This window comes from Brevundimonas sp., from assembly GCF_036405315.1.
In the GTDB taxonomy this organism is placed as follows: Bacteria; Pseudomonadota; Alphaproteobacteria; order Caulobacterales; family Caulobacteraceae; genus Brevundimonas.
The window spans coordinates 1-10,259 of sequence record NZ_DASWXW010000185.1 but is presented as its reverse complement, the minus strand read 5'-3'; the positions used below and the strand labels follow the sequence as shown (position 1 = coordinate 10,259).

Below are 10,259 nucleotides of genomic sequence, written 5' to 3'. Positions count from 1 at the left end.
GCCACGGTGCGGCGCGCGCGCAGGACCGGGATCGGCGCCTCGGGCGAGATGCGGCTGACCTCGCCATAGACATAGCGGTCCAGCATCAGGTCGCCGACGCAGGCGACCTTCAGCTCATGCACCTGCGCCAGCAGACCCTGCAGCGCGCCCAAATCAAGTGATCGTTCAGCCATGACGCCGAACTACCGGATTCAGGCCAGGTTCGCCATCGGCGCCTTGGCGCCGACCTTGATGGCCAGGTCGTCGAAGGCGATCAGGTCTGCGGCCAGGGCCTCGAACTGGTCCAGCGGCACCATGTTGGGGCCATCCGACGGGGCGTTGTCGGGGTCTTCGTGCGTTTCCAGGAAGACGGCGTCGACGCCGACGGCCACGGCGGCGCGCGCCAGCACCGGGACGAACTCGCGTTGACCGCCCGAGGATGTGCCCTGACCGCCCGGCTGCTGCACGCTGTGGGTCGCGTCAAAGACGACGGGGCAGCCGATCTCGCGCATGATCGGCAGCGAGCGCATATCGCTGACCAGGGTGTTGTAGCCGAAGCTGGCGCCGCGCTCGCAGGCCATGACGTTCGGGTTGCCCGCGCCGACCACCTTGGCGATGACGTTCTTCATGTCCCAGGGAGCCAGGAACTGACCCTTCTTGATGTTGATCGCCTTGCCCGTGGCTGCGGCGGCCAGCAGCAGGTCGGTCTGACGTGACAGGAAGGCCGGGATCTGCAGCACGTCCACGGCCTCGGCCACGCCCGCGCACTGGGCTTCAGAGTGGACATCGGTCAGGGTCGGCAGGCCGGTGACTTCACGGATTTCGGCGAAGATCGGCAGGGCGTCCTTCAGGCCGATGCCGCGCGCGGCGGTCGCGCTGGTGCGGTTCGCCTTGTCGAAGCTGGTCTTGTAGATGACGCCGACGTTCAGCCTGTCGCTGATTTCCTTCAGCTGATGAGCCATCTCCAGCGCGTGCTGGCGGCTTTCCATCTGGCAGGGGCCGGCGATGAAGACGATACGACGGCCGCCGCCGATCACGACGGGCTTCTTGAGGCCAGCGGACAGTTCGATGACGGCGTTGGGACGGTTCACGGCGGCGCTTTCAGCTGTTTGAATCGATCAGGTTGCGGGTCTGTGCCGCAACTTTGCGTCCGACAGGTGGCGTCGAACCCTCGGCTTCGCAACCTACAGGGCGACTCAGCGCCTGACCACACGACTGAATAGCCTGTGTTATCGTGGCGTCATGCATACGCCTTCAGACAGCCCGCTCATCTCTACCTCGGCCTTGGCCGCCCGCCTCGGCGCGCCCGACCTGCGGATCATCGACGCTAGCTGGTGGTTGGACGGACGCGACGCCCGAGCAGACTTCGAGGCGGAGCGGCTGCCCGGCGCCGTCTTCTTTGATCTGGAGGCGATATCCGATCAGGGCAGCCCCTACCCGCACATGCTGCCGACGCCGGAGGCCTTCGCCGAGGCCATGGGCGCGCTGGGCGTGTCCGACAGCGACGACATCGTCGTCTATGACGCCCAAGGTCTGTTCTCGGCGGCGCGGGTCTGGTGGACGTTGCGGATCATGGGCGCGACGCGGGTGCGCGTGCTGGACGGCGGCCTGCCGAAATGGCGCGCCGAGGGCCGGCCTCTGGAGCATGGCGGTATCGCCGCCAGAGACGCTTCGACCTTCCGACCCGCCTTCGCCGCCACGAACGTCGTCGATCTGGATCAGGTCCGTCAGGCGTTGGGCGGCAAGGCTCAGGTCGTGGACGCCCGAGGCGCGCCGCGTTTTCGAGGGGAAGCCGCCGAACCACGCGCAGGCGTGCGCTCAGGCCATATGCCCGGCGCGCTGAACCTGCCCTTCGGCCAACTTCTGAACGCGGATGGCACAATGAAGCGCGGCGCCGGGCTGGTCGCCGCCTTTCGCGACGCCGGGGTGGATCCGGACCGCCCCGTCATCACCAGTTGCGGGTCCGGCGTGACCGCCGCCATCCTGACCCTCGGCCTGGCCGAACTGGGCCGGTCGTCGCGGCTCTATGACGGCTCATGGGCCGAATGGGGCGCACGCGAAGACACGTCGGTAGAAGTCGGCTAGGGCGCTCTAGCAGCCACGGAGACCGCGGGCGTCGCCGCATCCGCATCTTCCTCGCCGCGCGACACCACCACAGCGACGACCAGATCGCCGGTCACGTTCAGCGTGGTGCGGCACATGTCCAGGAAGCGATCGACGCCAAGGATCAGGCCGATCCCTTCCGGCGGCACGCCCACCATGGCCAGGATCATGGCGATGACCGGCAGCGACCCCGCCGGCACGCCCGCCGTGCCGACCCCGCCCAGGATGCAGACCAGCATGACCACGAACTGCTGACCCAGACTCAGGTCCACGCCGAAGAACTGCGCCAGGAACAGCACGGTCACGCCCTCGAACAGGGCCGTGCCGTTCTGGTTGGCCGTGGCCCCGACCGTCAGGACGAAACGGGCGATCTTGCGCGGCAGGCCCAGGTTCTGTTCGGCTACCCGCAGCGACACCGGCAAGCTGGCGTTGGACGAGGCGGTCGAAAAGGACACCACCATGGCCTCGCGAATGTCACGGAAGAACTTCACCGGCGACATCCCGCCCAGGGTCGCGACGCAGATCGGATAGACGACGAACATATGGATCGCCATCGCTCCCACGGCGACGCCGACGAAGGCCGCCAGGCGCACCAGCAGGTCCCAGCCGAACAGAGCCGCAAGGTTGAACATTAGACAGGCGATAGCGATGGGCGCCAGTCGGATGACAATGTTGATCAACTTCATCATCACCTCGAACAGCCCCTCGATTGCCTGCTGCAGCCGCTCCGTCGCAGGGCTCCGGGTCATCACCAGGCCGACGCCGAAGAAGAGCGCGAAGACCATGACCGGCAGGATCTGGTTCTCGGCGGCGGCGGTGAAGACATTGGTCGGCACCAGGTCGAGGAAGAAATCCCCCGCCTTCACGGATCCAGGCGCGCTGCCGATGATGGAGGCGGCCCCGCCGCGGCCCTGTTCCAGCAGTTGCTGGGCCAGAGCCGGATCAACCCCGTCGCCGGGACGGAAGATGTTGACCATGGCCAGACCGATCAGGACCGCGATGGTCGAAATGAAGACCGTGAAGACCAGGCTCTTGATCCCCGCCCGCCCCAAGGTCTTCAGGTCGCCCATTTCGGCCACGCCGATCACCAGCGCCGAAAACAGCAGCGGCAGCACCAGCATGAACAGAAGACGTAGGAATATTTGCCCGATCGGGCCGGTGATGCTGGCGGTCAGCCCCTGAACCCAGGGCGCGTCGCCGCCGACGGTCAGGTTGACGATCAGGCCCGCGCCAAGCCCCACGAGGAAGCCGATCAGCATCAGCCTATGAAGGGGAAGGCCGCGTTTGCTCGCTGAAACCATACGCCTTCCATTCTCCGTTGGGCTACGCCCTACCGGATCGGCAGGCCGTAGATCAGGCCGCTGGGCCGCGCGCTCCATTGCGCATTCAGCCCCCTGGCCAGATTCAGCGCCGATTGCTGGCCAAGGTTCCGCTCGAAGATCTCGCCGTAATTTCCGCTGGCGGCGATCGCGTCGCGCGCCCAGGTGCGCGGCAGGCCCAACGAAGGCCCGAACTCGCCTTCTTCGCCCAGCAGGCGACGAACACGCGAGTCCTGACTGTCTCGCTCCAGCGCCGCGACATTGGCTTTGGTCACGCCCAACTCCTCGCCCAGGATCAGCGCGTTCAAGGTCCAGCGGATCACCGCCGTCCACTGATCGTCCCCCCGACGCACGACCGGCCCCAAGGGCTCTTTCGAGATTACGTCCGGCAGGATGACGTGCTGCTGCGGGTTGGGCAGGGTCGTCCGCGCCGCCGCCAGAGCGGAGATGTCAGCGGTGAAGGCGTCGCACGCCTCTCGGGCATAGGCCTGTCGCGCCTCCTCCTCGGTCTTCACCACGACCGGGCGGTATTCGATGCCGCGGGTTCTGAAATAGTCCTCGACGTTCAACTCCGTCGTAGAACCCGCCTGAACGCAAACGCGCGCGCCGTTCAGTTCCGAGGCGCTGCTGAGGTTGAGTGCGCGGCGCACCAGGAAGCCTTGCCCGTCGTAATAGTTGACGCCGGCGAAGCTGAGCTCGCCGCCGGTGTCGCGGCCCATGGTCCACGACGTGTTGCGCCACAACACGTCGATCCGCCCGTCGCGCAGAGCCTCGAAACGCTGCTCGGCCGTCAAGGGAACGAAGCGCACCGCATCGGGGTCGCCGAATATGGCCGCCGCCGTCGCCCGGCAGAAATCCACGTCGAAGCCACGCCAGGCGCCGCGATTGTCCGTGAAGGCGAAACCGACCAGGCCCTGATGCACCCCGCAGTTCAGCCGGCCGCGCTTCTTGATCGCCGCCAGCGTCGGGCTTTCGGTGCTTGTCGGCAGGGTCGTGGTCTTTGCTGGAAGGGCCTCGTTCACATCGGCCGGAGGGGTCTCGGTGCGCCGCTCGCAACCACCCATCGCCACCGCGAAGGCTATCGCCGCTCCCGTCGCTATCCTCGACGCCCTCATTCGATCACCCTCGCCAACTTGCGCCCCGACAGACTTTAGAGCCCTCTAGGCGCGGAACCGCAACCCGCTGGAGCTTTCATGCCTCGTCTTTCCGACCGCACCCGCCTGATTGCGTCGGCCACGCGCCGAGGTCAGGGGCGACGGGCGGTCAATCCTCCGCTGGAACGCGCCTCGACCATGCTCAGCGACGATCCGGCGGCCATGCAGGATGCGACGGACGGCCCCGTCTACGGCCTGGACGGCACCAGCGCAGCGAGAGAGCTGCGCGCGGCTCTGGCTGATCTGGAGGGCGCCGAGGACGCCTTCCTGCTGCCCTCGGGCCTGGCCGCCGTCACCGTGCCGCTCAGCGCCCTGCTCCGGCCCGGCGACGAGATTCTGACGACGGACGCCGTCTATGGTCCGACCCGACGTTTTCTGACTCGACACCTGGCGGGGCGCGGCGTGACGACCCGCTTTCATCCCGCCGAGGCCTCGACCGCAGACATTCTGGCGGCGCTCGGCGAACGCACCCGTTTATTGCTGATCGAGGCGCCGGCGTCGCTGACGTTCGAGGTCGTCGACGCTCCCGCCCTGGCCAGGGCCTGTCGCGAGCGCGGCGTGCTGACCGTCATGGACAGCACTTGGGCGGCGGGACTGTCATTCCGCCCGCTCGACCACGGCGTCGACGTCAGCGTCCAGGCCCTCACCAAATACGCGGCCGGCCATTCGGATCTGCTGATGGGCGCTGTCGCCGTCCGCGACCGCCAGATCGGTCGCGTCATTGCCGAAACCATCGAGGACATGGGCTGGCACGTGTCGCCCGACGATGCCTGGCTGGCCCTGCGCGGCCTACGAACCCTGCCGCTGCGTTATGCCGAACAAGCCCGGTCGGCGCTGACCGTCGCCGAATGGCTGGAACAGAGGCCGGAGGTGGCGCGCGTCCTCTATCCGCCCCTGCCCGGCTCGATCGGACATGACCTGTGGCGCCGCGACTATTCTGGCGCGGCGTCACTGATGGGCGTGGTGATGAAGGGCGGCGATAAGCCGGCAGCGCACGCTCTGATGCGCGCCCTGTCCCTGTTCGGCATGGGCTACTCCTGGGGCGGCTTCGAGAGCCTGATCACCCACGAGACGCCCCAACTGGCCTATCGCCGTCACACGCCGACGCTAGAAGGTCAGCTTCTGCGACTGCATATCGGCCTGGAGGATCCCGCCGACCTGATTGCGGACCTGGAAAAGGGGCTGAAAGCATGGCGCGCCCTGCAGGACTCGAACCTGCAACCGTCCGCTTAGAAGGCGGGTGCTCTATCCGGTTGAGCTAAGGGCGCGTTCGGCCGAGGCCGCAGCGGCAACCGGACTTAATGCGTCCAGGACTGCTTGCGGTTGGTGGCGAAATTGTCGGCGTAGGCCTTGAGGATGACCGGGGCTTCCTGCGGCTCATGCAGCCGGAAGGCGATGCCGTGGCGTTCGGCGTACTCGACAGCCTCTTCCTTGGTCTCGAAGGTCAGCCGCACCTGGCCGTTCATGTCGGTGGTGCTGGTCCAGCCCGTCAGCGGGTCCTGGGTGCGGGCCGAGGCCGGCTCGAACTCCAGACGCCAGTCGTTGGTCTTGGCCTTGCCCGACTGCATCGCGGTCTTGGCCGGGCGATAGATGCGAGCGAGCATGGGCGGAATCCTTCGGCGACGTGTCTTGGCCGGGTCAATAGCCCGACCTCGCCGCCCGGTCCAGCCGTTCGCCGCGAGTTCAGGCGGCGAGCGTGGTCGAGCCGGCGTCAATCCAGCGGCGCGCGGCGCGCTGGGCCTCAGCGATCTCGTCGTGCTCCATTTCCTGGCTCATCTCGCGGCGATAGATGCGCGCCTCGATCGAGCCCTTCATGGCCGCCAGGTTGAAGATCATGTGGGCAGAGACGCGATCGATGGGACAGCCGTCCAGCCCGGCCGAATAGGCCAACCCCAGCCGGAACAGGGCGTCACCGTCCATGTCGACGGTCGGAAGCGGCAGGGCCGCCGTTTCGATAGCCTCAGGCGCGGTTTCATGCGCGGTCATAACCAGTCCTCCGGGCGTTGGTCGTTCTGACCCTGCCTTTCGAGCCTCATTCAAATACCGCCGGTTTGAAATTAGAGTTAACGCCCAAGCGGCGTTGAAACATGCGGATCAAAACCTGACATCGCCGTTCAGGACGAGTTCATCGGCCGGGGTCGACCTTGACCGCCTGTTTCAACGGGCCGTCCGCAATTCACTCGGCGCCCTGACCAAGGAGACGCAAGATGAACCGCCTGACCAAGGCCGCCATCGTCGCCCTGGCGCTGACCACAACGGCCGCGCCGTTGGCCGCCCAGGCCCAGGACCGCCATGACCGTCGCGAATGGCGTCAGGATCGTCATGATGACCGTCGTGACGACCGCGAGGATCGTCGTGAGTGGCGCCAGGATCGGCGAGACGATCGTCGCGAATGGCGTCAGGATCGTCGGGATGATCGTCACGACTATCACCGGGAGCGTCGCCATGACCGCTGGGACCGGAACAATCGCGACTGGTGGCGAAATCGCTCGGATTTCCGTGACTATCGCGGCGCTCGCCACGGCTACTGGTATGCGCCGGGCCACGGCTATTATCGGGTCGAACCGCGCTATTACGGCTATCGTTGGCGTCAAGGCGCCTATCTGCCTTCAGCCTACCGCAGCTACTATGTGGAAGACCCCTATTATTACGGCCTACGCCCGGCGCCGCGCGGCTATCGTTACGTCTACGCCGGCAACGACATTCTGTTGATCGCCCTCGCCAGCGGGCTGATCGCCAGCGTGCTGCACGATATCTACTAGCCCCAAGCCGTCCCATCTGGAGCCCCCGCAGAGTTCGACTTTGCGGGGGCTTTTTTTCATGAGCGCGCGCTCATGAAAGGCTGCAGATTTCCATCTACCGACGTTCAGCCTCGGTTCATGGCGACGGCCTCAAATTCCGACCAAGCCGCCGCTGTCGGCGTGCGAGGAACAAGACCATGAAACGTTCCCTGATGGTGTTCACAGCCATCGCCAGCTTCGTCCTCTCGGCGGCGGCCCCCATGGCCTCCCTGGCGCAGGACCAGCAGGCTCAAACGGAGAACTCGCCCGGCCCCGATCGCGCCCAGCGTCGGGCTGAACGCGGCGACAGAGGCTCCACGCCCCAGCAACGGCGTGACGCGCCGCGGATCGAAAGCCCGCAGCCGCGCCCCGACGTTCAACGTCCGGACCGCCCCGATCGACCAGACCGTCCCAACCGCCCTGACTGGCAGGGCGACGACCAACGCCCGAACCGTCCCGATCGTCCCGATCGTCCCAACCGGCCGGACGGCGCCGACGAAGGCCGGCCGAACCGTCCCGACAGACCCGATCGTCCCGGCGGTCAATGGCAGGGCCGTCCCGACCGCCCCAATCAAAACTGGCCCAACCGGCCCGGCGGCGACTATCGCCCCGATCGACCGAACCGTCCTGATCAGCCGAGCCGTCCGGATCGGCCGCATCGCCCCGATCGACCTGACCGGCCGAACTGGAACAACGACCGCGACTATCGCGACTTCCACAATCGCTGGAACCGCGATCAGTGGCGGCGCGACTGGAACCGCCGCAACCACGACGACTGGTGGCGTTACGACCGACGCTTCCGGGGCTGGAACGGCGTGCGGCTCGGCTTTTATTTCGCGCCGGGCTATGGCTACTACAGCGTGCCGCGCAGCTATTGGAACCGTCAGTACTACGTCGGCCAGTACCTGCCGGACATCTTCTGGCGCTATCAGGTCAACGACTGGCGGACCTATGGCCTTGGCTATCCGCCTCCGGGGACCCGCTGGGTCTATGTCGACAACTCGATCTATCTGATCGACGAGTATGACGGCTACATCATCGAGGTCATCCGCGACGCCTGGAACTGGTAGCCAATGTCGAAACAAAAGAGGTCCCGGAGAGCGATCTCCGGGGCCTTTTCTATTGGTCTGCGATCAGAAGGCTGCGCCCTACAAGCCCAGCTTGACCTTCAAGATATCATTGACCGCCGCGGGGTTGGCCTTGCCGCCCGTGGCCTTCATGACCTGACCGACGAACCAGCCGAGGGCCTGGGGCTTCTCGGCCACGGCGGCGGCCTTGTCCGGGTTGGCTGCGATGATCTCGTCGACGGCCTTCTCGATGGCGCCGGTGTCCGTCACCTGCTTCAGGCCGTGCTTCTCGACCACCTCGGCGGGGCTGCCTTCGCCGTTCCACACGTAGTCGAAGACCTCCTTGGCGATCTTGGACGAGATGACGTCGGTCTCGATCAGTTCGACCAGCTGGGCGACGTGCGCGGCCGGCAGCGGATTCTCGCTGAAGTCCTTGCCGTCGGCGGCCAGACGCGCGGAGACCTCGTTCGTCACCCAGTTGGAGACCAGCTTGGCGTCGCGGCCCTTCGCAGCCGCCTCGAAGTAATCGGCCTTGGCCTGCTCCGAGATCAGCACCACAGCGTCGTATTGCGACAGGCCATAGTCGGCCATCAGACGACGGCGCTTCTCGTCCGGCAGTTCCGGCAGGTCAGCCTTGATCGCGTCGATCCAGGCCTGTTCCAGCTCCAGCGGCAGCAGGTCGGGGTCGGGGAAGTAGCGATAGTCCATCGCCTCTTCCTTGGACCGCATCGAGCGCGTTTCGCCCGCCGTCGGATCGTACAGACGGGTTTCCTGAATGATCGACCCCCCGTCCTCAAGGATCTCGATCTGGCGACGCGCCTCGTAATTGATCGCCTGAGAAATGAAGCGGAAGCTGTTGACGTTCTTGATCTCGCAGCGCGTGCCCAGGAAGCCGAAGTCGCCGGTTTCCTTGAACTTGGCGTAGTTGCCGGCGCGGCAGACCGAGACGTTGACGTCGGCGCGCAGGTTGCCCTTGTCCATGTCGCCGTCGCAGGTGCCGAGATAGATCAAGATGGTGCGGATCTTCTTGACGTAGGCGACCGCCTCTTCCGGCGTGCGGATGTCTGGACGCGAGACGATCTCCATCAGCGCCGTGCCCGCCCGGTTCAGGTCGACGTAGGATTCCGTCGGCGACAGGTCGTGGATCAGCTTGCCCGCGTCCTGCTCCAGGTGCAGGCGCTCGATGCCCACGTTGAAGAAGCTGCCGTCCTCGGCCTCCACCTCGACCACGCCCTCGCCCACGATGGGGTGATACAGCTGGCTGATCTGATAGCCGGTCGGCAGGTCGGGATAGAAGTAGTTCTTGCGGTCGAACTGGCTCTTCAGATTGATCTGCGCCTTCAGGCCCAGACCCGACTTCACCGCCTGCTCGACGCAGTGCTTGTTCAGGGTCGGCAGCATGCCGGGGAAGCCGGCGTCGACCAGCGACACCTGCTCGTTCGGCCCGGCGCCGAAACCGACAGCGGCGCCCGAGAACAGCTTGGCCTTCGACGCCACCTGGGCGTGGATTTCCAGCCCCATGACGATTTCCCAGTCGCCGGTGCGACCTTTGATCAGTGTTTTGTTGTCAGACATGCTCACCACCACTTGGCCGGTTTGGCGACGAAACCGGCGGAGTCTTCCAGTGCGGCCGCGACCTGGAAGACGGTCGCCTCATCAAGGGCCTTGCCGATGACCTGAAGACCCAGCGGCAGACCGTCGCTGCTCAGACCCGCAGGCACCGAGATGCCCGGCAGACCGGCCAGGTTGGTCGTCACCGTGAAGACGTCGTTCAGGTACATGGTCAGCGGGTCGATCTGCTTGTCGCCCAGCTTGAACGCCGCCGTCGGGGTCGACGGGGTCAGGATGGCGTCCACC

Annotated in this window: 11 protein-coding genes, 1 tRNA gene and 1 pseudogene; 4 read left to right on the top strand and 9 right to left on the bottom strand. The window is 66.0% G+C overall.

The genetic code is table 11. The features are described from left to right. A pseudogene (locus VGE49_RS14235) lies at positions 1 to 173 on the bottom strand (bifunctional heptose 7-phosphate kinase/heptose 1-phosphate adenyltransferase); the annotation flags it as partial. A gap of 18 nt (positions 174 to 191) precedes the next feature. Further along, on the bottom strand, positions 192 to 1,070 hold the full coding sequence (gene kdsA / locus VGE49_RS11635) for a 3-deoxy-8-phosphooctulonate synthase (protein ID WP_331034711.1): 879 nt from the start codon (positions 1,068 to 1,070) through the stop codon (positions 192 to 194). A 151-nt stretch (positions 1,071 to 1,221) separates the two neighbouring features. Here kdsA and sseA point away from each other — a divergent pair, with 151 nt between their 5' ends. Continuing rightward, on the top strand, positions 1,222 to 2,064 hold the full coding sequence (sseA, locus tag VGE49_RS11630) for a 3-mercaptopyruvate sulfurtransferase (RefSeq protein ID WP_331034710.1): 843 nt from the start codon (positions 1,222 to 1,224) through the stop codon (positions 2,062 to 2,064). Here sseA and VGE49_RS11625 read toward each other — a convergent pair. Both VGE49_RS11625 and VGE49_RS11620 read right to left on the bottom strand, forming a co-directional pair. Next, positions 2,061 to 3,341 (bottom strand): dicarboxylate/amino acid:cation symporter, encoded by a 1,281-nt coding sequence (locus VGE49_RS11625; RefSeq protein ID WP_331034709.1) that lies wholly within the window; start codon positions 3,339 to 3,341, stop codon positions 2,061 to 2,063. The genes sseA and VGE49_RS11625 overlap by 4 nt on opposite strands. 71 nt (positions 3,342 to 3,412) lie before the next feature. Then, positions 3,413 to 4,465 (bottom strand): amino acid ABC transporter substrate-binding protein, encoded by a 1,053-nt coding sequence (locus VGE49_RS11620; protein ID WP_331034713.1) that lies wholly within the window; start codon positions 4,463 to 4,465, stop codon positions 3,413 to 3,415. A gap of 129 nt (positions 4,466 to 4,594) precedes the next feature. Here VGE49_RS11620 and metC point away from each other — a divergent pair, with 129 nt between their 5' ends. Next, positions 4,595 to 5,788 carry a cystathionine beta-lyase gene (gene metC / locus VGE49_RS11615; protein ID WP_331034712.1) on the top strand — a complete coding sequence of 398 codons (1,194 nt, stop codon included), beginning with the start codon at positions 4,595 to 4,597 and terminating at the stop codon, positions 5,786 to 5,788. Here metC and VGE49_RS11610 read toward each other — a convergent pair. The 3 genes from VGE49_RS11610 to VGE49_RS11600 form a co-directional block, all read right to left on the bottom strand. Then, positions 5,747 to 5,823: transfer RNA gene (locus tag VGE49_RS11610), tRNA-Arg, on the bottom strand. The two genes, metC and VGE49_RS11610, sit on opposite strands and share 42 nt — an antisense overlap. A 30-nt stretch (positions 5,824 to 5,853) precedes the next feature. After that, positions 5,854 to 6,159, bottom strand: coding sequence for an ETC complex I subunit (locus tag VGE49_RS11605; RefSeq protein ID WP_331034708.1), 306 nt, complete (start codon positions 6,157 to 6,159; stop codon positions 5,854 to 5,856). Positions 6,160 to 6,238: 79 nt separating this feature from the next. Next, positions 6,239 to 6,541, bottom strand: coding sequence for a sel1 repeat family protein (locus VGE49_RS11600; RefSeq protein ID WP_331034707.1), 303 nt, complete (start codon positions 6,539 to 6,541; stop codon positions 6,239 to 6,241). A 221-nt stretch (positions 6,542 to 6,762) separates the two neighbouring features. Between VGE49_RS11600 and VGE49_RS11595 the strand changes: the two genes are divergently transcribed. Next, the gene (locus VGE49_RS11595) at positions 6,763 to 7,317 is read left to right on the top strand and encodes an RcnB family protein (RefSeq protein WP_331034706.1); all 555 of its coding nucleotides are present in this window, start codon (positions 6,763 to 6,765) and stop codon (positions 7,315 to 7,317) included. Positions 7,318 to 7,493: 176 nt separating this feature from the next. Further along, the gene (locus VGE49_RS11590; protein WP_331034705.1) at positions 7,494 to 8,405 is read left to right on the top strand and encodes an RcnB family protein; all 912 of its coding nucleotides are present in this window, start codon (positions 7,494 to 7,496) and stop codon (positions 8,403 to 8,405) included. Positions 8,406 to 8,483: 78 nt separating this feature from the next. On the opposite strand, the gene gatB is transcribed toward VGE49_RS11590, so the two are convergent. Together gatB and VGE49_RS11580 are read right to left on the bottom strand one after the other, a co-directional pair. Next, positions 8,484 to 9,977: an Asp-tRNA(Asn)/Glu-tRNA(Gln) amidotransferase subunit GatB gene (gene gatB / locus VGE49_RS11585; RefSeq protein ID WP_331034704.1), complete on the bottom strand. Its 1,494-nt coding sequence runs from the start codon at positions 9,975 to 9,977 to the stop codon at positions 8,484 to 8,486. A 2-nt stretch (positions 9,978 to 9,979) separates the two neighbouring features. Continuing rightward, the coding region (locus VGE49_RS11580; RefSeq protein ID WP_331034703.1) for an amidase family protein at positions 9,980 to 10,259 on the bottom strand (280 nt) is incomplete at its 5' end.

What these genes read in the sequence shown, in the direction of transcription:
- sseA (WP_331034710.1), top strand. Translation starts at nt 1,222, where the DNA reads ATGCATACGCCTTCAGACAGCCCGCTCATCTCTACCTCGGCCTTGGCC.
- VGE49_RS11625 (WP_331034709.1), bottom strand. Translation starts at nt 3,341, where the DNA reads ATGCTGATCGGCTTCCTCGTGGGGCTTGGCGCGGGCCTGATCGTCAAC.
- VGE49_RS11620 (WP_331034713.1), bottom strand. Translation starts at nt 4,465, where the DNA reads ATGGGTGGTTGCGAGCGGCGCACCGAGACCCCTCCGGCCGATGTGAAC.
- metC (WP_331034712.1), top strand. Translation starts at nt 4,595, where the DNA reads ATGCCTCGTCTTTCCGACCGCACCCGCCTGATTGCGTCGGCCACGCGC.
- VGE49_RS11605 (WP_331034708.1), bottom strand. Translation starts at nt 6,159, where the DNA reads ATGCTCGCTCGCATCTATCGCCCGGCCAAGACCGCGATGCAGTCGGGC.
- VGE49_RS11600 (WP_331034707.1), bottom strand. Translation starts at nt 6,541, where the DNA reads ATGACCGCGCATGAAACCGCGCCTGAGGCTATCGAAACGGCGGCCCTG.
- VGE49_RS11595 (WP_331034706.1), top strand. Translation starts at nt 6,763, where the DNA reads ATGAACCGCCTGACCAAGGCCGCCATCGTCGCCCTGGCGCTGACCACA.
- VGE49_RS11590 (WP_331034705.1), top strand. Translation starts at nt 7,494, where the DNA reads ATGAAACGTTCCCTGATGGTGTTCACAGCCATCGCCAGCTTCGTCCTC.
- gatB (WP_331034704.1), bottom strand. Translation starts at nt 9,977, where the DNA reads ATGTCTGACAACAAAACACTGATCAAAGGTCGCACCGGCGACTGGGAA.